Here is a 21,876-nt window from a genome sequence, read left to right on the forward strand (position 1 = left end):
GCCGCCGGTGCGGGCGACCGCCGCTGTCGTACTGGTGAACGGAACGGCCTGGTTCGCGTATCGGATCGACAAAGGGCCGTACAAAACCGTGTCCGCGATCGTTGAGGTGATCGACGCTGTGCCACGTACGTCCGGTCGCACGCGGTTTTCGCACAGCTAGCGGAGGCCGGGAGACCTCGGGCGCCGCGCCGTTAGTCTGGTGGCGTACGGCGTGAGTCTGGTGCCGTGGGAGACGGAAGGGACGGCATGTACGGCTGGATCTGGCGGCATCTGCCGGGGAACGCGTGGGTGAAGGCGCTGATCTCACTGGTGCTGGTCCTGGCCGCGGTCTACGCCCTGTTCCAGTACGTCTTCCCGTGGGCCGAACCGCTGCTTCCCTTCAACGATGTGACGGTGGACAACCAGTGAGTGCGCGGATTCTCGTCGTCGACAACTACGACAGCTTCGTCTTCAACCTGGTCCAGTACCTGTACCAGCTGGGGGCCGAGTGCGAGGTGCTGCGCAACGACGAGGTGTCGACGGCGCACGCGCAGGACGGTTTCGACGGCGTGCTGCTCTCGCCGGGTCCGGGTGCGCCCGAGCAGGCCGGTATCTGCGTGGAGATGGTCCGGCACTGCGCCGCGACCGGTGTTCCCGTCTTCGGTGTGTGCCTGGGGATGCAGTCGATGCAGGTGGCCTACGGCGGTGTGGTGGACCGCGCGCCCGAGCTGCTGCACGGCAAGACCTCGCTGGTGGAGCACGAGGGCACGGGCGTCTTCGCGGGACTGCCCTCCCCCTTCACGGCGACCCGCTACCACTCCCTGGCCGCCGAGCCGGCGACCGTGCCCGACGAGCTGGTGGTCACGGCGCGCACGCACGACGGCATCATCATGGGCCTGCGGCACCGTGAACTTCCCGTCGAGGGCGTGCAGTTCCATCCCGAGTCGGTACTGACCGAGCACGGGCACCGGATGCTGGCCAACTGGTTGGCGGAGTGCGGCGACAAGGAGGCCGTGGCGAGGTCGGCGGGGCTCGCCCCGGTGGTGGGCAGGGCCACGGCGTGACCGCGCTGCGCCCCGAGCGCGAGACCGACACCTCGTACGGGGAGCAGTCGTACGGGGGGCCGGACGCGTTCGAGGAGTGGTACGGCGGCGGGGCGCAGGGCGCGCACCAGGACCCCTACGCGGCGTCCTACGGGTCTCCGGGGGCGGCGCCCCAGCAGAACGCGCCCCAGCAGCACGCGGCGCCCCAGCAGCACGCGGCGCCTCAGCAGAGCGCGGCGGGGGTGCCGTACGGGCCCGCGGGTGAAGCCACGGCGTATCTGCCTCCCGTCGACGACGAGACGATGGCGCTGCGGATCCCGGATCCGCCGCCTGGCGCGTCTTCCGCCGCGCGGGCTCCCGCACCCCCACCGGGTGGACGCGCGGCCCGCAGAAAGGCCGCCAGGCGCCGTCACGGCCGTCGTGGGGCCGCGGCGGGCGCGCCGTCGGAGGAGGACAGCCCGGCCGACCGGGCGTCCGCTCCGCTGTCCCGTGTGGAGGCGCGCCGGCAGGCGCGGGCACGCAGGGCGAGCCCGGCCGTGATCGCCAGCCGGGTCATCGGTGAGATGTTCATCACCACCGGTGTGGTGATGCTGCTCTTCGTCACCTACCAGTTGTGGTGGACGAACGTCCGGGCGCACGCGCAGGCGGGCAGCGAGGCGCACCAGTTGCAGGACGACTGGGCGAGCGGCAAGCGCAATCCCGGGACGTTCGAGCCGGGACAGGGATTCGCCCTCCTGCACATCCCGAAGCTGGACGTGGTGGTGCCCATCGCGGAGGGCACCAGCAAGCCGAAGGTGCTGGACAAGGGCATGGTCGGGCACTACGGCCAGGGCGACCTCAACACCGCGATGCCGGACGCGAAGACGGGCAACTTCGGGCTCGCGGGCCACCGCAACACGCACGGTGAGCCGTTCCGGTACATCAACAAGCTCTCGCCGGGCGACGCGATCGTCGTGGAGACGCAGGACACGTACTTCGTCTACAAGATGGCGTCGATACTGCCGGTGACCTCGCCGGCCAACATCAGTGTCCTCGATCCCGTCCCGAAGGGATCGGGCTTCACCGGGCCCGGCCGCTACATCACGCTGACCACCTGCACACCGGAGTTCACCAGCAAGTACCGGATGATCGTCTGGGGCAAGATGGTCGAGGAACGGCCGCGCAGCAAGGGCAAGCCGGATGCGCTCGTCAGTTAAAGGGCGGATGAACAGTGGCAGCGACCACGGACGACACGGCAGGGCACACCGAGGGCCGCGAAGGGCACGGTGACGCGTCGGGCCCCGGCCGGGCGCGACGCCGCCGGGGTACCGGCCCGCTGGCCCTCGCCGTCAGCGTCTTCGGCGAACTCCTCATCACGGTGGGTCTGGTCCTCGGCCTGTTCGTCGTCTACTCCCTGTGGTGGACGAACGTCCTGGCGGACCGCAAGGCCGACCAGGAGGGCGGCAAGGTCCGCGACGAGTGGTCCCAGTCCGTGGCCGGCGGTCCCGGAGCGCTCGACACCAAGGACGGGATCGGCTTCCTGCACGTGCCGTCCATGCACAACGGCGAGGTCCTGATCAAGAAGGGCACGTCGGCGGAGGTGCTGAACGACGGCGTGGCCGGCTACTACGTGGACCCCGCCAAGGCGACCCTGCCGACGTCCGGCAAGGCCGGCAACTTCACCCTCGCCGCCCACCGGGACGGTCACGGCGCGAAGTTCCACAACATCGACAAGGTGCGGGTGGGCGATCCGGTCGTCTTCGAGACCAAGGACAAGTGGTACGTCTACAAGGTCTACGACATCCTCCCCGAGACGTCGAAGTACAACGTCCAGGTCCTGTCCTCGGTCCCCAAGGAGTCGGGCGTCAAGAAGGCCGGCCACTACATCACCCTGACGACCTGCACACCGGTGTACACCTCCCGCTACCGGTACGTGGTCTGGGGCGAACTGGTCCGCACGGAAAAGGTGGACGCCAAGCGCACACCGCCGAAGGAACTGACCGGTTGACGGACCACCTCCGGAGGACGTCCGGTACGACGGAGCCCCGGTTCCCCTCCTGGGAGGGGAACCGGGGCTCTGAGCGTCGAGGTGGGGTCAGCCGCCGAAGAAGCCGCCGTTGCCGTTCCCGTTGCCGTTGTTGCCGCCGCCGCCGAAGGTCGTCAGCGTGATCGGCGTGTTGGGGTCGTCGACCTCTTGGCCCTCGTTCGGTTCCTGCTTGACGACAAACGCGTTGTCGTCCTGGCTGCTTCCCTCGGCGAACTGGATGTTGGTGAAGCCGTTCTGCGCCAGAACCTGCTTGGCCTCCCCAAGACGCATGCCCTGGACCCTCGGCACCCGCTTCTTCTCCTGCTGCTGAAGCTTGCCGACCTGGATGTCGACGTTGGAGCCCTTGTCGACCTGCTGGTTGACGGCCGGAACGGTCTGGACGACCTTGCCGTCCTGGTTGGGGTCGCTGGTGGGCACCTCCCTGCAGGTGCCCTTGAGGTTGCTGCCCTGAAGCTGCTGCTGGGCCTCGTCGCACGTCGCGCCGACGATATTGGGGACAGTCGCCTTCTCGGCCGGCTTGGCGACCGTGAGGGTGATGACGGAGCCCTTCTCCTTCTCCGTGTCGCCCGCGGGGTCCTGGCTGATGACCACGTCGGGGGTCTGGTCGGACTCCTGGGTCTGCTTATCGACCTTGAAGCCCTTCTCCACCAGCTGGGACTTCGCCTTGTCGAAGGTCACGCCGCGGACGTCGGGAACCGTCTCCTTCGGCGCCCCGGTGGACAGCACCAGGTCGACCGTGTCGCCCTTCTTGACCTCGCCGTCCTTGGGGTCCTGTGAGCAGACCTTGCCCTTGGGCTGGTCCTCGCAGGTGTCCTGGGTGAAGGCCACTTCGACGCTGCCGTTCCGGGCCATCTCCACGGCTTCGGCCCTCGTGTGGCCGACGAAGTTGGGCACACGCACCATGTCGTTGTTGGCGCCCTTCCCGCCGAAGGCGTACATGCCGATGAAGATCGCGCCGATGAGGACCAGAACGCCGGCGACGGCCAGCAGGATCGTCGAGGTGTTGGACTTCTTCTGACGGCGCCGGTCGGGGCGGTCGTCGTAGCCGAAGCCGCCGTCGTCCGGGTTCATGGGCGGCAGCATCGTCGTCGCGCCCGCGGGGCCGGCGTCGGGGCGCAGCGCGGTGGTCGGCTGGTCGTCGGGGTAGCCGCCGTAGCCGACGGAGCCCAGGGCCGCCGTGGCCGCGACCGGCTGGCCGTCGAGGCAGGCCTCGATGTCGGCGCGCATCTCGTCGGCGGACTGGTAGCGGTAGTCGGGGTCCTTGACCAGCGCCCGCATCACGATCGCGTCCATCTCGGGCGTGATCTCGGGGTCGAAGACGCTCGGCGGCTGCGGCTCCTCGCGGACGTGCTGGTAGGCCACCGCGACCGGGGAGTCGCCCACGAAGGGCGGGCGGACCGTCAGCAGCTCGTAGAGCAGGCAACCCGTCGAGTACAGGTCCGAGCGCGCGTCGACCTGCTCGCCTTTGGCCTGCTCGGGAGACAGGTACTGGGCGGTGCCGATGACGGCCGAGGTCTGGGTCATGGTCATGCCGGAGTCGCCCATGGCGCGGGCGATGCCGAAGTCCATGACCTTGACCTGGCCGTTGCGGGTCAGCATGACGTTGGCCGGCTTGATGTCGCGGTGGACGATGCCGCTGCGGTGGGCGTACTCCAGGCCCTGGAGGATGCCGATGGTCATCTCCATGGACCGCTCGGGCAGCAGTTTGCGCCCGCTGTGCAGCAGTTCACGGAGCGTGGAGCCGTCGACGTACTCCATCACGATGTACGGGATCGAGACCCCGTCGATGTAGTCCTCGCCCGTGTCGTAGACCGCGACGATCGCGGGATGGTTGAGCGAGGCGGCCGACTGGGCCTCCCGGCGGAACCGGGCCTGGAAGGAAGGGTCGCGCGCCAGGTCGGCGCGCAGCGTCTTCACCGCCACGGTGCGTCCCAGCCGGGTGTCATGCGCGAGGTACACCTCCGCCATGCCACCACGGCCGAGCACATGGCCCAGCTCGTACCGGCCGCCGAGGCGACGCGGCTCTTCCATAGCTACCTACCAGCCCTCTCCGTCGGTCCCGACCGGCACCGCTTGTGCCGCCGGAGGCTGCTGTCCGGGCCTACCGTACCCGGCTCGCTCTGTGTGACCTGGCCAAGCCCGTCACCCGATACAGGACCGGTATCGCAACGTGCACCGATGTGAAGGGGGCATGACAGGGCTCACTGCCTGGAGTTGATGACCGCCTCCATGACGTTCTTCGCGATGGGCGCCGCGAGGCCGCCACCGGAGATGTCGTCGCGGTTGGCGTTGTTGTCCTCGACCACCACGGCCACGGCGACCGGCGAGCTGCCGTCGGCGAGCTTGGCGTAGGAGAGGAACCAGGCGTACGGCTTCTCGCTGTTGTCGACGCCGTGCTGGGCGGTACCGGTCTTGCCGCCCACGGTGACGTTGTTGATCTGCGCGTTCCTGCCCGTGCCGTCCTTGACGACGGTCTCCATCATGGACTGCAGGATCTGGGCGTTCTGCGAGCTGAGCGGCCGGCTCAGTTCCTGCGGCTGGGTCTGCTCCAGGGTGTCCACGTTGGGCGACTGGAGCTTGTCGACCATGTACGGCTTCATCAGCTTGCCGTCGTTGGCGACGGCGGAGGCGACCATGGCCATCTGCAGCGGGGTCGCGGCGGTCTCGAACTGGCCGATGGAGCTGAGCGCGGTCTGCGGCTGGTCCATCTTCTCGGGGAAGACGGAGGCGTTGGCGCGCACGGGCGTGAACTGCTCGGCGTTGAAGCCGAACTTCTTCGCCTCGGCGAGCATCTTGTCCTTGCCGAGGTCGTAGCCCATCTTGCCGAAGACGGTGTTGCAGGACACCCGCAGCGCCTCGCGCATGGTGGCGTTCCTGCAGGGGATGTTGCCCTCGTTCTTCAGCTCGGTCCGGGTGTTCGGCAGGGTCCACGGCAGCGGCGAGTCGGTGGGTTGGTCCGCCGACTTGTACAGGCCGTTCTCCAGCGCGGCGGCCGCGGTGACCACCTTGAAGGTGGAGCCCGGCGGGTAGGTCTCGCGCAGTGCCCGGTTCAGCATCGGGTCGTTGGCGTCGGACGTCTTCTGGAGGTCCTTCCAGGCCTTGGCGTCCTTGTCGGAGTTGCCGGCGAACGACGACGGGTCGTAGGACGGGTAGGACGCCAGGGCGAGGATCTTGCCCGTGGAGGGGTCCAGGGCCACCGCGGCGCCCTTGCCGCCGACCTTCTTCAGGCCGTTGAAGGCCGCCTTCTGCGCGGCCTCGTTGAGCGTGGTGACCACGTTGCCGCCCTGCTTGGGCTTGCCCGTGATCATGTCCAGGGTGTTCCGGAAGAAGAGCCGGTCGTCGTTTCCGGTGAGGATGCCGTCCTCGATGCTCTCCAACTGGGTGGCGCCGAAGGCCTGGGAGGTGAACCCGGTGACGGGCGCCCACATCGGGCCGTCCTTGTACGTGCGCTTGTACTTGAGGTCGTTGAGTCCGTTGCTCTTGGTCTCGACCGACCCGGTGATCGGGTTTCCGCCGACGATGATGTCGCCGCGCGGGGTGGCGTAACGCGCGATGGTGACGCGGCGGTTGTGCTTGTCGTTCTTGAGGGTGTCGGCCTTGACGTACTGGATCCAGTTGTCGCGGACGAGCAGTGTGAGGACGAGGAGGCCGCAGAAGATCGCGATTCGGCGCAGGGGCTTGTTCACGGGCGGACCACCTGGGTCATCTCGGCGTCGGGGTTGGAGGCGGGCGCGGGCGCGGGTCTGCGGGCGGTGTCGCTGATCCGGATCAGGATGCCGATCAGGGCCCAGTTGGCGATGACGGAGGAGCCGCCGTACGCCAGGAACGGCATCGTCATACCGGTGAGCGGGATGAGGCCCATCACGCCGCCGGACACGACGAAGACCTGCAGTGCGAAGGCGCCGGACAGGCCGATGGCGAGCAGCTTGCCGAACGGGTCGCGGGCGGCCAGCGCGGTGCGCACGCCGCGTTCCACGATCAGGCCGTAGACCAGCAGGATGGCCATGAGGCCGGCCAGGCCCAGCTCCTCGCCGAAGGTGGCGAGGATGAAGTCGGAGTTGGCGGCGAACTTGATGAGGTCGGAGTGGCCCTGGCCGAGGCCGGAGCCGAGGGTGCCGCCGGAGCCGAACGCCCACAGCGCTTCCATGGACTGCTCGGAGTGGCCGACGGAGCCCGCCTGGCTGAGCTTGTACTCCTTCATCGGGTCGAGCCAGGCCTGGACGCGCTGCTGGACGTGCGGCTCGAAGCTGGCCACGCCGACGGCGCCGGCGGCGGACATCAGCAGACCGAAGACGATCCAGCTGGTCCGCTCGGTGGCGACGTACAGCATGACGACGAACATGCCGAAGAACAGCAGCGAGGTGCCGAGGTCGGTCTCGAAGACCAGGATGAGGATCGAGATCACCCAGACGACCAGGATCGGTCCGAGGTCGCGGCCGCGGGGCAGGTACAGGCCCATGAAGCGGCGGCTGGCCAGGGCGAGCGCGTCCCGCTTCACCATGAGGTAGCCGGCGAAGAAGATGGCGAGCACGATCTTGGCGAACTCACCGGGCTGGATGGAGAACCCGGCGACCGAGATCCAGATCTTGGCGCCGTAGATGTTGGCGCCGAGGCCCGGCACGAGCGGCAGCAGCAGCAGGATCAGCGCGCCGACCATGGAGATGTAGGTGTAGCGCTGAAGGGCGCGGTGGTCCTTGAGGAAGATCAGCACCACCACGAACAGGGCGATGCCCAGGGCCGTGTACAGCAGCTGCCGTGGCGCGGCCGTTCCCGCCTGGTGGATGGCCTGGAGCAGTTTCGACTGGTCCAGCCGCCAGATGACGACCAGTCCGAGCCCGTTCAGCAGCGTGGCCAGCGGCAGCAGCAGCGGGTCCGCGTACGGGGCGAACTTGCGGACGACGAGGTGCGCGACGCCGGCCAGCAGACCGAGGCCCAGGCCGTAGCTCAGCAGGCCCGCGGGCACCTGGCTGTTGATGGCCAGGCCCACGTTGGCGTAGGCGAACACCGGGATGGCGACGGCGAAGACCAGCAGCGCCAGCTCGGTGTTGCGGCGGCTGGGCGCGCCGATCGCGCCGATCGTGGACGTGTGGTGCGTCGACGGGTTGGTAGTGCTGCTCATCGTGTGACAGGGCCTCTCACGGCTTGCCTACTGCTTACCGCACAGCGAGACGACCTTCTGCTCTTCCTCCGAGAGAGTGGGGCCGGGGCTGGGAGTGGACGCGGTGGCGGACGTGGACGGGGAGGACGGGGACGTGGTCGTCGACGGGTTCGGCGTCGGCGTCGCCTTGGACGTGAAGGAGGCGCGGGTGGTTCCCGTGGTGCCGGTGGTACCGCCCGCCTGGCCTTCTTGCGTCTTGGCGCCGTTCTTGTCCTCGGCGGTGCGGCGCTGGGTCTCCTTCTTGCACGCGGAGGCCTGCACGGACAGCTCGTCGATCTTCTTCTGGGCGTTGGTCAGACCGCCCTCGGTGATCGTCGCCTTGACCTGCTGCTGCTGATAGGGCGGCAGGTACTTGAGTTCGATCTCGGGGTGGTCCGTGTGGAGCTTCGACAGCTTCAGCCAGGCCAGGTCCTGGCTGATGCCCTGGTACAGCGCGACGTGCTCCTCGTTGGCGCCGACGAAGTACTGCGTCTGCGTCCAGCGGTAGCCGCCGTACAGGCCGCCGCCGAGCACGGCGAGCGCGAGAACGCTGTAGAAGGAGCGCTTGAGCCACCTGCGGTTCTTGCGGGGCTTGACGAAGTCCTCGTCGCCGTAGTCGCCGAAGCCGGCCGCGGGGGCGTAACCGTCGGTGTCGCCGGATCCGGGCGGGCCGAACTCGCCGCCACCGCCGCCCTGTCCGGGCACCTGGCGGCCGAGGCCCGAGGCGCGTCCGGCGGGGGTCTGCATGATGCCGTTGTCGTGCAGGTGGTTCTGGTTCTCGGCGACCGCGCCGACCACGACCGGGGTGTCGGACAGCTGTCCGGCGAGGGTGTCGCCGGTGTCCAGGTCCAGGACGTCGGCGACGATGACGGTGATGTTGTCGGGGCCGCCGCCGCGCAGCGCGAACTGGATCAGCTCCTGCACCGTCTCCTGCGGGCCCTGGTAGCCGGCGAGGGTCTCCTCCATCGTCTGGTGGGAGACGACGCCGCTGAGGCCGTCGGAGCAGATCAGGTAGCGGTCGCCGGCGCGCACCTCGCGGATGGACAGGTCGGGCTCGACGTGTTCGCCGCTGCCGAGGGCGCGCATGAGCAGGGCGCGCTGCGGGTGGGTGGTGGCCTCTTCCTCGGTGATGCGTCCCTCGTCGACGAGGCGCTGCACCCAGGTGTGGTCCTGGGTGATCTGGGTCAGCACGCCGTCGCGCAGCAGGTAGGCGCGCGAGTCGCCGACGTGCACCAGGCCGAGTCGCTGGCCGGTCCACAGCAGGGCGGTGAGCGTGGTGCCCATGCCCTCCAGCTGCGGGTCCTCTTCGACCATGGCGCGCAACTGGTCGTTGGCGCGCCGTACGGCGGTGCCGAGCGAGGTGAGGATGTCGGAGCCGGGGATGTCGTCGTCGAGGGCGACGATGGTGGAGATCACCTCGGAGGAGGCGACCTCGCCGGCGGCCTGGCCGCCCATTCCGTCGGCGATCGCGAGCAGGCGGGGACCGGCGTACCCGGAATCCTCGTTGCCCTCGCGGATCATGCCTTTGTGCGATCCGGCGGCGAAGCGCAGTGACAGACTCATGCGCACCTCGCCCGTCGGCTCCGGGTACATCCGCACGGTGCCCACCCTCCGGTCGGGAGCGCGCCGGGGCCCGGGGTGCCGGCCGCCGCTGCGTGCTCGCTCCGCTCGCTCATTAGTCGTACTACTTCCGCAGCTCGATGACGGTCTTGCCGATGCGGATCGGCGCGCCCAGCGGCATCGGTGTGGGGGTCGTCAGCCGGGTCCGGTCCAGGTATGTGCCGTTGGTGGATCCGAGGTCCTCGACGATCCACTGGCCGTCGCGGTCCGGGTAGATCCTGGCATGGCGGCTGGAGGCGTAGTCGTCGTCCAGCACGATCGTGGAGTCGTGCGCACGGCCCAGGGTGATGGTCTGGCCCTGCAGCGCGACGGTGGTGCCGGTGAGGATGCCCTCGGTCACCACGAGTTTGGTGGGGGCGTTGCGGCGCTGGCGGCCACCGCCCTGCTGACCGCGCTGCTGCGGCGGCGCCTGGCGCGCGGCCTGCTGCGGCCGGGCCGTCTCCCTGCGGGCCCCCCGCTGGGTGACGCGCGTACCGAACAGGTCGCTGCGGATGACCTGCACGGCCACGATCACGAACAGCCACAGTACGGCCAGGAAACCCAGCCGCATGACCGTGAGGGTCAGCTCTGACATTGCCCCCGCTTCACCCTTCGGCTTGCCGGTAAATGATGGTGGTGCTGCCCACGACGATCCGCGAGCCGTCGCGGAGCGTAGCGCGGGTGGTGTGCTGCCCGTCCACCACGATGCCGTTGGTGGACCCGAGATCCTGGATCGTCGAGGGCGTTCCGGTCCGGATCTCGCAGTGCCGGCGGGATACGCCGGGGTCGTCGATCCGCACGTCGGCCTCGGTGCTGCGGCCGAGCACGAGTGTCGGGCGGGAGATCTGGTGGCGGGTGCCGTTGATCTCGATCCAGTAGCGGGTGCGGCCGCCGCTCGCCGGGGCGGGCGCGGGCTGCTGGGCGGCGGGCGGCGGGTAGCCGTAGCCGCCGGGGCGGGCGCCGGGCGGCGGCGCGGACGGCATGGGGGGCGCTGCCGAGGGGCCGGCCGCGGGCGGGTAGCCGTACCCGCCCGGGGCGGCGGGGCGGCCGCCCGGGCCGGCCGAGGGGGCCTGGGGCGCCTGCTGGCTGCTGGTGGAGGCGAGCGTACGGCTGCGCACCCGGTACAGGCCGGTGTCCAGGTCCTCCGCCTTCTCCAGGTGGACCTTGATCGGCCCCATGAAGGTGTAGCGCTGCTGCTTCGCGTAGTCGCGCACCATGCCTGCGAGCTCGTCGCCGAGCTGGCCGGAGTAGGGGCTCAGACGCTCGTAGTCCGGCGCGCTGAGCTCCACGATGAAGTCGTTGGGTACGACGGTGCGGTCGCGGTTCCAGATCGTCGCGTTGTTGTCGCACTCGCGCTGGAGCGCACCCGCGATCTCCACGGGCTGGACCTCGGACTTGAAGACCTTGGCGAAGGTGCCGTTGACCAGACCTTCGAGACGCTGCTCGAACTTCTTCAGGACTCCCATGGGGCACCTCCTCCATCGTTGCCATCGCTGCGGGTCGTGCCGTCGTGCTGCGTATTGCTTGCCTGGTACTGCTTACTGATCGTATCCACGCGCGGGTGAATCGGCTGGTTCCCCCTGTCGGCCCTGTCGACGGGTGTCGACGCCTTCTGCGTGCCCGGGTGTCGCTCGGTACTTCTGCCCAGGATCGTAGAGGGGGTCGCAGACCAGTGTCCCGCACCCGACTGTGGTCCTCGTCCGGCTCCTGGGCAGACGGGCGTGACCGGTACGAGGTTGATACGTGAACGGGCGCGCTCCGATACGGAAAGAGGGTCTGTCCGGGCGGCGCGGCCGGGGGCCGGCGGCCTGGCGCGGCGGGTGGACGCGATGCGGCCGGGGCTGGACGTCTGCCCTGGGAAAGCGATGTGAATCCACCCTTCGGGGCGTGCTAATGTTCTGCATGTCGGAAGGCGCCAGCCCCCAGGGGGACGGAGCCGGAGGACACACCCAATGCGCGGGTGGCGGAATAGGCAGACGCGCTGGATTCAGGTTCCAGTGCCCGCAAGGGCGTGGGGGTTCAACTCCCCCCTCGCGCACCATGAGATACCGATGGAACGGGTCTCCGCCAGTGACGGAAGTCACGGTGGGGGCCCGTTTCTCGTTGTGCCGGCAGGTGTGGGTCATCGCACAGCTCGGCCGACGGACAACGGGCCCCGGCGCGTGAGGTATCTCACGTATCGGGGCCCGTTGTGTGCCGTCGGGACCGGTCGTCACTCGCGCCGCCAGAGGGCGGGGACGTTCGGCGGTTCCCAGCCGGTCATGGACGTGTGGGCCTGGAGGCAGCGGTAGGCGGCGCCGGCGTACGCGACGCGGTCGCCCGCGGCGTAGGAGCGGCCGGGGGCCCAGGCGCCGTTCGGCGGGTCGGTGGGCGGGGTGCCCGGATCGCTCGGGCCCGGTGTGCCGTCGACGTTCAGGACGAAGTCGAAGGTGCCCTCCTTGGCGTTGCCGGCCCCGCGGACGTTCATCAGCAGGGCCGGGTCGAAGAGAGCGTCGGTGCCGTTGCGCGGCTCGCCGGGGAAGTACAGCTGGGTGGTGAGCACCGGACGGCCGGGCGCCTGCGCCTTGACGTGGAGGTGCCGGGTGCGGCCGGGGTAGAGGCCCGGCACGATCGTGCTCAGCGAGTACGCGCCGGTGGAGTCCGTGAACTGGTGGCCCCGCAAGGCGTATCCGCTCATGTCGTACGCGCCGGCGTCGTCGGCCTGCCAGAAGTCGAGCAGGACGCCGGCCAGCGGGACGCAGTTGCGGCCGAAGACATGGCCGCTGACGGTCAGCCGGGTGCCGGGGGTGCCCGGCGTCACCAGGGCGGTGCGCAGCGGTGAGTTCGGCTTGAAGTAGGGGCCCTCGATCTGGTCGTGGGTCGGGCCGTCCCCGTCGTCGCACATGGGCGTAGGCGGAAGGGGCCGGTCCGGGGCGGCGGAGGCCCGGGCGAGCGCCGCAGCGCCGGTGGCCAGCGGGAGGGCGGCACCGGCGGCGACGGCCGCCTTGAGCAGGTTCTTGCGGCTGATCCGGTGCTCGGACGCGGAGCCGTCGGGGTCTGTGGGTGTCATGGCGGTTCCTCGGTCACCTCGAGTGGGGGAAGCGGGGAAAGCGGGGGAAGGGGATGGGGCATGCATGACACGGAGTACGCGCGGTGCGCTGGGCGCGCGGTCGAGCTCCGGTGGGGCCACCGACGACGGTAATCGCGCCGGTCGTGCACGAGGAGATGTCGTTGTGTCCCCCTGTCCGGTGTTATGGGTGGCCCGACGGACAGGGGGCGTTGGAGCGGGGGCCCGGCCGTCGCGGTGGTGGGCGGGGGCCCGGCCCGTGCGGCGCTAGTCTGGTCGGGTGACGACCCCGGAAGCTGGACAGGGTGACGTCGCCGGGGCGGACCGGGCGACGTCCGAGGGCGCCTCTGCGCGGCCCGAGGAGCGGTTGGAGCGGGCCGTACGGGCCGCCGAACAGGCGCTCATCGAGTACGAGATCGCGGTGGAGACCTTCCGGGTGGAGGTCGAGAACTTCGCCCGGCTGCACGAGCAGAGACTCGGACCGCTCTACGCACGGCTGGAGGAGCTGAAGGCGCTGACGGCCGAGGCCAGGGCCGCGCGCACCGGTGACCCCGAGGACCTGCGCAAGGCGCGGGAGGCGCGAGCCGATCTGCAGCCGATCCCCGGGGTCGAGGAGCTTCTGAACGGCTGGATGGACTCCGACGGCCTGTACCCGGAGGCCGTCGCGATGCTCACCGACGAGCCCGTGCGGCCCCCGCAGCGGGTACGCCCCAGCGAGGAGGCCCGCCGCCTCTACCGCGAGCTGGCCCGCAAGGCCCACCCCGACCTGGCGCAAGAGGACGACGAGCGCCAGCGGCGTGAGGAGTTCCTCACCCGGGTCAATGCCGCCTACGCGCGCGGCGCCGAGGACGAGCTGCGGGAGCTGGGCGCGGAGTGGGCGGCCGGCCCCAAGCCCAAGGAGCAGCGGCCGAGCCGCAGCGAGGAGCTCTACGCCCGCCTCGAATGGCTCGCCCGGCGCAAGGAGCTGCTCACGGTGGTCGCCAAGGGGCTGGAGGACGGCGCGATCGCCGGGATGCTCCGGCTGGCCCCCGACGATCCCGACGGCCTCCTCGACGAGATCGCCGAGCAGCTGCGCAAGGAGGTCGCGGAGCGCGAGGCGGAACTGGCCGAGCTGCTGGGCCAGGAGTGACGAGCGTGACTCGCGTGCCTTTGCGTGGCCTGCCCGCACCCGCGTGACCTGCGTCACCCGTGACCGGCCGGGTGCCGGATCCGTGCCGGTCCGAGCCGGAACCCTCCGGTGTGCTTCGGGTAGCGTCGACTCATGCATTTCGGAGCTGGTGTGCCCACGGTCGGGGTCCAGGACCTCGAGGACGGCGACTTCCTGCTGGACGTCCGCGAGGACGACGAGTGGCGGGCGGGCCACGCCGAGGGGGCGCTGCACATCCCCCTCAGCGAGTTCGTGGCCCGGTACGGCGAACTGACCGAGACGGCGCCCGAGGACGGGCGGGTCCATGTGATCTGCCGCTCCGGCGGGCGGTCGGCGCAGGTCGCGATGTACCTGGTCCAGCAGGGCGTCGACGCGGTGAACGTCGACGGCGGCATGCAGGTGTGGGCCGCCTCGGGCCGGCCCGTCGTGACCGACGAGGGGCGGCCCGGCCAGGTGGTGTGACACCGGGACGGGCCCTGTACTCCCCGGCACCGACATGTATCTGACTGTGCGTCAGAAGCATGGCGGACTTGGGTGGATGGACACGGCCGGACGACCAACCGAGCCCGTGTGCCCGGCCGATTCCATGTTGCGGTGGACCGCCGTAGGGTGGCCCCCGCCGCGGACGGCCGCCGGACGACTGCCGGTTCGGTCCGGCGCGGCGCCCGGTACGTTCCGGGGTGTGCCCGGAGGGCGGCCCTGAGTACCGTTCCGGTGCGGCACCGGGAAGCGGTGCGCGCGGGCGGTACGGCGCCCCACGGCCGGGTGGCGGCCGGAGGACGGACCGGGATCGGAAACGGGGCGGGATGAACGCGCACGACGACGACTCGACCGCCTCACGCGCCCCCAGCCGCCCGGGCGCCCGGCCGGACGAGGGCTCCCGGACCGCTGTCGGGCCCGCAGCCGGGCCGCCGGCCGCTGACGGCCCGGACGAGAACGCCGGGGCCGTAGCCGGGCCGGACGAGAGCGCCCCGGCCCCGGCCCCCGCGCCCGCCTCCGTTCCTGCTCCTCGCTCAGCGCCTGGCACCGGTCCGGGTGCTGGCACCGGTCCCGCTCCCGGCCTTGGCACCGCTCCCGGCCCTGGCACCGGTCCCGCTCCCGCTCCCAGCCTTGGCACCGGTCTCGGTTCCGGCACCGGCCCCGGTCCTGCTCCTGGTCCCGGCCCGGCCGCAGTGCCGGCTCCCGAGCCCGGTCCCGTTCCCGACCCCGGTCCTGACCCCGGTCCCGTTCCTGGCACTGGCCCTGGCCCCGCCGCGCTCGCGGCTCCCGCCCCCATATCTGCGCCCGCCCTCGCCCCCGCCCCCGGTGAGCCGGCGTCTCGTGGTGGTGTCGCTGCGTTGTCCCTGCCGTATCAGGTGGGTGCGGTGCTGGTGCTCGCGGTGGTCGCCGTCGTGGTGTGTGTGCATCTCGGGATGGTGTTCCTGCACGTCACGCCGTCGAACACGGTGAACAGGGAGCACGCCGAGGCCATCGACGGGTGGATCTACCCGGAGTTCGAGCAGAACTGGAAGCTGTTCGCGCCGAACCCGCTCCAGCAGAACGTCGCCGTCCAGGTGCGCGCGGAGGTCGGCACGGCGGACGGCGGCACCCGTACCACCGGCTGGTACGACCTGTCCGCCGAGGACGGCCGGGCCATCGACGGCAATCTGCTGCCCAGCCACACCCAGCAGAACGAACTGCGCCGCGCCTGGGACTTCTACGGGGCCGCCCACGACGCCGACAACCGGTCGGTGGGCCTGCGCGGCACCCTGGCCGAGCAGTACCTGCGCCGCATCGCGGTGCTGCGTCTGGAACGCGGGGACGTGGCCGGCGCGGGCGGCGTCCTCGAACGCGTCCAGATCCGCAGCCGCACCAGCAACGTGCCCCCGCCCCCGTGGAGCAACGAGAAGGCGACAGGCAAGCCGGCCTACCGCTTCCTGCCCTGGTGGACGGTGCCGGCCGGTGAGACCCGGGGAGGCGTGCGGTGAACCGCCTCGCGCTCGCGGTCTCGCGCGGGATCACCCGGGTCACCGAGGCGGCCCTCGGCCCCTACCAGACCGCCGTCATACGCATCGGTCTCTCGCTGACCTGGCTGCTGTTCCTGCTGCGCGAGTTCCCCCACCGCCATGAGCTCTACGGCCCCGACGGCCCGTGGAGCTGGAACCTGGCCCATCAGTTGGCCTCGGACAACGGCGCCTTCACGGCCCTGCTGTGGTTCCGCGGCGACCTCTGGTTCGAGACGTGCTACGCGCTGGCCGTGCTGGCGAGCCTGCTGCTCGCGCTGGGCTGGCGCACCCGCACCACGTCCGTGCTCTTCATGGTCGGCGTGCTCTCCCTGCAGAACCGCAGCGTCTTCGTGGGCGACGGCGGCGACAACGTGCTGCACCTGATGTCGCTCTACCTGGTGTTCACCCGCTGCGGCCAGGTCTGGTCGCTCGACGCGCGCCGGGCCGCGCGGGTACGGACGGCACACGCGCGCGGGGAGCGGGTGCCCGACCGGGCAGGTCCCGTCCTGTGGAGCGTGCTGGGGCTTTTCCTGGCCATGGTCACCGCGGCGGGCCGGACGCAGGGTGAGGTGTTCGTGCCCGTCCTCCTGTGGACGGTCTGGCTGGGCCTGGCCCTGTGGTGGGCGGTCGGACGGTGGGCGCGCTCGGCGCAGCCGCGGATGCTGCTGAACGTCGTCGCCGACATCGTCCACAACGGCGCCCTGCTCGTGATCATGGCCGAGGCCTGCCTGATCTACGCCACGGCCGGCTGGTACAAGGTCCAGGGCTCGCGCTGGCAGGACGGCACCGCCGTCTACTACCCGCTCCACCTGGACTACTTCTCGCCCTGGCCGGCCCTGGCCGGTCTGCTGTCCGCCAGCGGCACGCTGGTGATGCTGGTGACCTACGGGACGGTGATGGCGCAGGTCGCCTTCCCGTTCACGCTGCTCAACCGGCGGGTGAAGAGCGTCCTGCTGGCGGTCATGATGACCGAGCACGCCGTGATCGCGGTCGTGCTGGGGCTGCCGTTCTTCTCGCTGGCGATGATCGCGGCGGACTCGGTGTTCCTGCCGACGCCCCTCCTGCGCCGCCTGGGCGGCCTCGCGGCACGCGCGCGTGCGCGACTGCGGCGGGGCGGGGACCGATCCCCGGCGAAGGACCCGCGCTCCCCGGAGGACGCCGGGCCCGCCCGCGTAGGCTTCCCGGCATGAGCGACCCCGTACGCGCCTGGCACCGGCTGGCCGGCGGCTCCGTGCTGCTCGACGGCTTCCACGCCCTCAAGCACGCCCTGCGCTTCGGGGCCGAGGTGCCGGTGGCCGTCACCGCCGACCGGCACGCGGCGCTCGCCCTCGCCGACGAGCTGGCCCCCGATGTACGGGACGCGCTGGACGCCCTGCTGAGCGAGGTGCCGCGGGAGACGTACGCCTCCCTCGTGCCGCGCCCGCATCCCACCGCCGTGGCGGCCCTCGCCGTACGGCCCTCCCGCCAGGCCAATCTGAGGGCGCTGGCGTACTCGCCCCGCAGCGCGCCGGTCGTCGTCCTGGACCAGCCGCGCAACCTGGGCAACGCGGGGGCGGTGATCCGCCTGGCCGCCGGTTTCGGGGCGACCGGAGTGGTCACCACGGGCACCCTGGACCCCTGGCACCCGACGGTGGTCCGCGGCGGGGCGGGGCTGCACTTCGCGACCGCCGTGGAGCGGCTGGACGTCGACGAGCTGCCCGGTGGGCCGCTGTTCGCGCTCGACCCGGAGGGCGAGGACATCCGCGGGGTGAAGCTGCCCGACGACGCCGTGCTCGCCTTCGGCTCCGAGCGCAGCGGCCTGTCGGCCGAGCTGCGCGCGCGCACCGACCATCTGCTGGCGCTGCCGATGCGCCCCCAGGTCTCCAGTTACAACCTCGCCACCAGTGTGGCGATGACGCTGTACCACTGGAGTGCCACCGGGGGCGCACCCGCGTCCTGAGAGGCCTACGCCTCCCGGCGGACCTCCACCACGCGGAAGCGGTTGGCGACGAACGCGCCGTCGGTGAGGGCCGCGTTGGCCGCCGGGTTGCCGCCGGAGCCGTGGAAGTCGGAGAAGGCGGCGGTCTGGTTGACGTACACCCCGCCGGTGAGGTTCAGCGACAGCTGGGCGGGCTCCTCCAGGCACACCTCCTGCACCGCCTCCTCGACCTCCTCGTCGGTCGTGTACGCGCCCACCGTCATCGCGCCCTTGTCGCGGATCGTGCGGCGCAGCAGCTCCACCGCGTCGGCGGCCGAGTCGACGGCGACGGCGAAGGAGACGGGGCCGAAGCACTCGTTCATGTAGGCGGCCTCGGCGTCAGGCTTGGCGCCGTCCAGCTTCACGATCACCGGCGAGCGGACGACCGCGCCGGGGAAGTCCGGGTTGGCGATCTCGCGGGAGGCGAGCGCGACCTCGCCGAGGCCCGCGGCGGCCTCCAGGCGGGCCTTGACGTCCGGGTTGACGATCGCGCCGAGCAGCGCGTTGGCGCGCGCGTCGTCGCCGAGGAGCCCGTCCACCGCCTTGGCGAGGTCGGCGGTCACCTCGTCGAAGGACTTGGGGCCCTCGTCGGTGCGGATGCCGGCGCGGGGGATCAGCAGGTTCTGCGGGGTGGTGCACATCTGGCCGCTGTAGAGGGACAGCGAGAAGGCCAGGTTGGCGAGCATCCCCTTGTAGTCGCCGGTGGACTCCACGAGCACCGTGTTGACGCCGGCCTTCTCCGTGTAGACCTGCGCCTGGCGGGCGTTGGCCTCCAGCCAGTCGCCGAAGGACGTCGAGCCCGTGTAGTCGATGATCCTGATCTCGGGGCGGGTGGCGAGCGTCTTGGCGATGCCCTCGCCGGGACGCTCGGCGGCGAGCGCGATCAGGTTCGGGTCGAAGCCGGCCTCGGCGAGCACCTCGCGGGCGGTCTTCACCGTGAGCGCGAGCGGCAGCACCGCGCGCGGGTGCGGCTTGACCAGGACGGCGTTGCCGGTGGCCAGGGAGGCGAACAGGCCCGGGAAGCCGTTCCAGGTCGGGAAGGTGTTGCAGCCGATGACCAGCGCGATCCCGCGCGGGACGGCGGTGAACCGCTTGGTGAGGGCGAGCGGGTCGCGCTTGCCCTGCGGCTTGGTCCACTCGGCGGTGTCGGGGGTGCGCACCTGCTCCACGTACGCGTACGCCACCGCCTCCAGGCCGCGGTCCTGGGCGTGCGGGCCGCCCGCCTGGAACGCCATCATGAAGGCCTGGCCGGAGGTGTGCATGACCGCGTGCGCGAACTCGTGCGTCCGGTCGCTGATCCGCTTGAGGATCTCCAGGCACACCATGGCGCGCGCCTCCGCGCCCGCGTCCCGCCACGCCCGCTGGCCGGCCTTCATGGCGGGCAGCAGCACGTCGATGTCCGCGTGCGGGTAGCTCACGCCCAGTTCGATGCCGTACGGCGAGACCTCGTCGCCCACCCAGTCGTCCGTGCCGGGCTGGCCGAGGTCGAGGCGGGAGCCCAGGACGGCGTCGAAGGCGGCCTTGCCGGCGGCCGCGTCGAGGCTGCCGTTCTCCCCGTAGGCCTTGGGGTGCTCGGGGTGGGGCGACCAGTACGCGCGGGTGCGGACAGCCTCCAGCGCCTGGTCCAGGGTGGGCCGATGCCTGGCGATCAGCTCGTGTGCGGTCAGTTCGGCGGCCATGCGGGACCAACTCCTCGTCTCAAGAGCTCCTCGTCGAGCCCGTGATCTGGCATCTCCATGGTCACGGCCATGGGCAGGAACAGGCGGTCAGAGTTAGAGTAACCGAACGATCGGTCGGTACAAGGGGTCCGCCGCATCCGTGGACAGCGCCGTGCGGGAGGATCGCGCACATGACAGCACTCGACCTCAGCAGTCCGGTGGCCGTCGTCGGCACCGGCACCATGGGCCAGGGCATAGCCCAGGTCGCGCTGGTCGCGGGCCACACCGTACGCCTGTACGACGCCGTGCCCGGGCGGGCCCGGGAGGCGGCCGCCGCGATCGGCGCCCGGCTCGACCGGCTCGTCGAGAAGGACCGGCTGACCGGCGCCGAGCGGGACGCGGCCCGCGCCCGGCTCCTGGCCGCCGATGCCCTGACCGAACTCGCCGACTGCGCGCTGGTCGTCGAGGCCGTCCTGGAGCGGCTCGACGTCAAGCAGGAGCTGCTGAAGGAACTGGAGGGCGTCGTCGGCGACGACTGCCTGCTCGCCACCAACACCTCCTCCCTGTCGGTGACGGCCGTCGGCGGCGCGCTGCGCGTCCCGGGCCGCCTCGTGGGCCTGCACTTCTTCAACCCGGCCCCGCTGATGCCGCTGGTCGAGGTGGTCTCCGGGTTCGCCACCGACGTCACGTCGGCCACGCGCGCGTACGAGACGGCCCGCGCCTGGGGCAAGACCCCCGTGGCCTGCGCGGACACCCCCGGCTTCATCGTCAACCGCATCGCCCGGCCCTTCTACGCCGAGGCCTTCGCGGTGTACGAGTCCCAGGGCGCCGACCCCGCCACCATCGACGCGGTCCTGCGCGAGTCGGGCGGCTTCCGGATGGGCGCCTTCGAACTGACCGACCTCATCGGGCAGGACGTCAACGAGTCCGTCACCCACTCGGTGTGGCAGTCGTTCTTCCAGGACGTGCGCTTCACCCCCTCGCTGGCCCAGCGCCGTCTGGTCGAGTCCGGCCGGCACGGCAGGAAGAGCGGCCAGGGCTGGTACGACTACCGCGAGGGCGCCGAGCGCCCCGAGCCGCACACCGCGGAACGGGAGGCGCCGCCCGCGTACGTGGTCGCCGAGGGCGGCCTCGGGCCCGCCTCGGACCTGCTCGCCCTGATCAGGGAGGCGGGCATCCAGGTGCGCGAGGAGGACGAGGACCACGGCACCCGCCTGGTGCTGCCGAGCGGTGGCCAGCTGGTCCTCGCCGACGGGCAGACCTCGGTGGAGTTCCGGGACGTCGTCTACTTCGACCTCGCCCTCGACTACCGCGGGGCCACGCGGATCGCCCTGTCCGCCTCCCGGGACACCTCGCCGCGGACCGTCGCCGAGGCCACCGGCCTGTTCCAGGCGCTCGGCAAGAAGGTCAGCGTCATCGGGGACGTCCCCGGCATGATCGTCGCCCGCACGGTCGCGCGGATCGTGGACCTGGCGCACGACGCCGTCGCCAAGGGCGCGGCCACCGAGGAGGACATCGACACCGCGATGCGCCTGGGCGTCAACTACCCGCTCGGGCCCTTCGAGTGGAGCCGCAGGCTCGGCGGCGGCTGGGCCTGCTCCCTGCTGGACAACCTGCACGAGTGCGATCCGTCCGGCCGTTACGCGCCGTCGCTCGCGCTCTACCGCCACGCCTACGCCACCGACAAGCGGGAGGGCACCTCATGACCACCGCCAGGCGCGACACGTACACGCCGGAGACGCTGCTGTCCGTGGCCGTGCAGGTCTTCATCGAACGCGGTTACGACGGCACCTCCATGGAGCACCTGTCCCGGGCGGCCGGCATCTCCAAGTCGTCGATCTACCACCACGTCGCCGGCAAGGAGGAGCTGCTGCGCCGGGCGGTCAGCCGGGCGCTGGACGAGCTGTTCGGGATCCTCGACGAGGAGCACGCGCGCACGGGGCGCCCCGTCGAGCGCCTGGAGCACGTGGTGCGGCGCATGGTCGAGGTGCTCATCGCCGAACTGCCCTATGTGACGCTGCTGCTGCGCGTGCGCGGCAACACCGAGACCGAGCGCTGGGCGCTGGAGCGGCGCCGCGACTTCGACCACCGGGTGGCCGATCTGCTGAGGGCGTCGGCCGAGGAGGGGGACGTGCGCGCCGACGTGGAGGTGCGGCTGGCGACCCGGCTCGTCTTCGGGATGATCAACTCGATCGTGGAGTGGTACCGGCCCGACGGGCGCGGCATGGCGGAGCGCGAGGTGGCCGACGCGGTGACGCGGCTGGTCTTCTCGGGGCTGCGCAAGGCCTGACCCCCGTAC

At 71.1% G+C, this 21,876-nt stretch carries 18 protein-coding genes, 1 tRNA gene and 2 pseudogenes; 13 read left to right on the forward strand and 8 right to left on the reverse strand.

Features of this window, described 5'->3' with window-relative positions; genetic code table 11:
• Nucleotides 1–16: 16 nt before the first annotated feature.
• The 5 genes and pseudogenes from ACWEK3_RS00775 to ACWEK3_RS00795 all read left to right on the forward strand — a co-directional run.
• Nucleotides 17–145: pseudogene (locus ACWEK3_RS00775) on the forward strand (class E sortase); the annotation flags it as partial.
• A gap of 54 nt (nucleotides 146–199) precedes the next feature.
• Nucleotides 200–408, forward strand: a pseudogene (locus ACWEK3_RS00780) (hypothetical protein).
• Complete coding sequence (locus ACWEK3_RS00785) at nucleotides 405–1,043, forward strand: aminodeoxychorismate/anthranilate synthase component II (RefSeq protein ID WP_450540243.1); 639 nt, start codon at nucleotides 405–407, stop codon at nucleotides 1,041–1,043. Before ACWEK3_RS00780 ends, ACWEK3_RS00785 begins: the two are co-directional and overlap by 4 nt.
• Nucleotides 1,040–2,218, forward strand: coding sequence for a class E sortase (locus tag ACWEK3_RS00790; RefSeq protein ID WP_453248595.1), 1,179 nt, complete (start codon nucleotides 1,040–1,042; stop codon nucleotides 2,216–2,218). Before ACWEK3_RS00785 ends, ACWEK3_RS00790 begins: the two co-directional genes overlap by 4 nt.
• A gap of 14 nt (nucleotides 2,219–2,232) precedes the next feature.
• The gene (locus ACWEK3_RS00795) at nucleotides 2,233–3,009 is read left to right on the forward strand and encodes a class E sortase (RefSeq protein WP_388728603.1); all 777 of its coding nucleotides are present in this window, start codon (nucleotides 2,233–2,235) and stop codon (nucleotides 3,007–3,009) included.
• Between the two features lie 87 nt (nucleotides 3,010–3,096).
• Here the strand turns inward: ACWEK3_RS00795 and pknB are convergent, their stop codons facing one another.
• The 6 genes from pknB to ACWEK3_RS00825 all read right to left on the reverse strand — a co-directional run bounded on the left by pknB (nucleotide 3,097) and on the right by ACWEK3_RS00825 (nucleotide 11,250).
• On the reverse strand, nucleotides 3,097–5,079 hold the full coding sequence (gene pknB, locus ACWEK3_RS00800; RefSeq protein WP_453248596.1) for a Stk1 family PASTA domain-containing Ser/Thr kinase: 1,983 nt from the start codon (nucleotides 5,077–5,079) through the stop codon (nucleotides 3,097–3,099).
• Nucleotides 5,080–5,249: 170 nt separating this feature from the next.
• Nucleotides 5,250–6,734, reverse strand: a complete 1,485-nt coding sequence (locus ACWEK3_RS00805; RefSeq protein ID WP_450540237.1) for a peptidoglycan D,D-transpeptidase FtsI family protein — start codon at nucleotides 6,732–6,734, stop codon at nucleotides 5,250–5,252.
• A complete protein-coding gene (locus tag ACWEK3_RS00810; protein ID WP_450540235.1) occupies nucleotides 6,731–8,167 on the reverse strand; it encodes an FtsW/RodA/SpoVE family cell cycle protein in 1,437 nt (478 codons plus the stop codon). The genes ACWEK3_RS00805 and ACWEK3_RS00810 overlap by 4 nt, the downstream gene beginning before the upstream one ends.
• Before the next feature lie 27 nt (nucleotides 8,168–8,194).
• A complete protein-coding gene (locus tag ACWEK3_RS00815; RefSeq protein WP_450540233.1) occupies nucleotides 8,195–9,748 on the reverse strand; it encodes a Stp1/IreP family PP2C-type Ser/Thr phosphatase in 1,554 nt (517 codons plus the stop codon).
• Nucleotides 9,749–9,869: 121 nt separating this feature from the next.
• Nucleotides 9,870–10,379, reverse strand: a complete 510-nt coding sequence (locus ACWEK3_RS00820) for an FHA domain-containing protein FhaB/FipA (protein WP_384437370.1) — start codon at nucleotides 10,377–10,379, stop codon at nucleotides 9,870–9,872.
• A 10-nt stretch (nucleotides 10,380–10,389) separates the two neighbouring features.
• The gene (locus tag ACWEK3_RS00825; RefSeq protein ID WP_361413460.1) at nucleotides 10,390–11,250 is read right to left on the reverse strand and encodes a DUF3662 and FHA domain-containing protein; all 861 of its coding nucleotides are present in this window, start codon (nucleotides 11,248–11,250) and stop codon (nucleotides 10,390–10,392) included.
• 488 nt (nucleotides 11,251–11,738) lie between these two features.
• Between ACWEK3_RS00825 and ACWEK3_RS00830 the strand changes: the two genes are divergently transcribed.
• Nucleotides 11,739–11,825, forward strand: a tRNA-Leu gene (locus tag ACWEK3_RS00830).
• A gap of 171 nt (nucleotides 11,826–11,996) precedes the next feature.
• Here the strand turns inward: ACWEK3_RS00830 and ACWEK3_RS00835 are convergent.
• Nucleotides 11,997–12,833 carry a dioxygenase family protein gene (locus ACWEK3_RS00835; RefSeq protein WP_453248597.1) on the reverse strand — a complete coding sequence of 279 codons (837 nt, stop codon included), beginning with the start codon at nucleotides 12,831–12,833 and terminating at the stop codon, nucleotides 11,997–11,999.
• A 277-nt stretch (nucleotides 12,834–13,110) separates the two neighbouring features.
• Here ACWEK3_RS00835 and ACWEK3_RS00840 point away from each other — a divergent pair, with 277 nt between their 5' ends.
• The 5 genes from ACWEK3_RS00840 to ACWEK3_RS00860 all read left to right on the forward strand — a co-directional run bounded on the left by ACWEK3_RS00840 (nucleotide 13,111) and on the right by ACWEK3_RS00860 (nucleotide 17,901).
• Nucleotides 13,111–13,959 carry a hypothetical protein gene (locus ACWEK3_RS00840; protein ID WP_390724070.1) on the forward strand — a complete coding sequence of 283 codons (849 nt, stop codon included), beginning with the start codon at nucleotides 13,111–13,113 and terminating at the stop codon, nucleotides 13,957–13,959.
• Between the two features lie 150 nt (nucleotides 13,960–14,109).
• Nucleotides 14,110–14,439, forward strand: a complete 330-nt coding sequence (locus ACWEK3_RS00845; protein ID WP_376397991.1) for a rhodanese-like domain-containing protein — start codon at nucleotides 14,110–14,112, stop codon at nucleotides 14,437–14,439.
• A gap of 875 nt (nucleotides 14,440–15,314) precedes the next feature.
• Nucleotides 15,315–15,944, forward strand: coding sequence for a DUF5819 family protein (locus ACWEK3_RS00850; RefSeq protein ID WP_450540229.1), 630 nt, complete (start codon nucleotides 15,315–15,317; stop codon nucleotides 15,942–15,944).
• A complete protein-coding gene (locus ACWEK3_RS00855) occupies nucleotides 15,941–17,152 on the forward strand; it encodes an HTTM domain-containing protein (protein WP_453248598.1) in 1,212 nt (403 codons plus the stop codon). The genes ACWEK3_RS00850 and ACWEK3_RS00855 overlap by 4 nt, the downstream gene beginning before the upstream one ends.
• Complete coding sequence (locus ACWEK3_RS00860; protein ID WP_450540225.1) at nucleotides 17,149–17,901, forward strand: TrmH family RNA methyltransferase; 753 nt, start codon at nucleotides 17,149–17,151, stop codon at nucleotides 17,899–17,901. The genes ACWEK3_RS00855 and ACWEK3_RS00860 overlap by 4 nt, the downstream gene beginning before the upstream one ends.
• Nucleotides 17,902–17,906: 5 nt before the next feature.
• On the opposite strand, the gene paaN is transcribed toward ACWEK3_RS00860, so the two are convergent.
• Nucleotides 17,907–19,598 (reverse strand): phenylacetic acid degradation protein PaaN, encoded by a 1,692-nt coding sequence (gene paaN, locus ACWEK3_RS00865; RefSeq protein WP_450540223.1) that lies wholly within the window; start codon nucleotides 19,596–19,598, stop codon nucleotides 17,907–17,909.
• Nucleotides 19,599–19,768: 170 nt separating this feature from the next.
• Here paaN and ACWEK3_RS00870 point away from each other — a divergent pair, with 170 nt between their 5' ends.
• Nucleotides 19,769–21,283 carry a 3-hydroxyacyl-CoA dehydrogenase gene (locus ACWEK3_RS00870; protein ID WP_450540222.1) on the forward strand — a complete coding sequence of 505 codons (1,515 nt, stop codon included), beginning with the start codon at nucleotides 19,769–19,771 and terminating at the stop codon, nucleotides 21,281–21,283.
• Entirely contained in the window at nucleotides 21,280–21,867 is a 588-nt protein-coding gene (locus tag ACWEK3_RS00875; protein ID WP_453248599.1) for a TetR/AcrR family transcriptional regulator, read from the forward strand. Before ACWEK3_RS00870 ends, ACWEK3_RS00875 begins: the two co-directional genes overlap by 4 nt.
• Nucleotides 21,868–21,876 lie beyond the last annotated feature (9 nt).

The organism is Streptomyces sp. NPDC004721 (assembly GCF_053601495.1).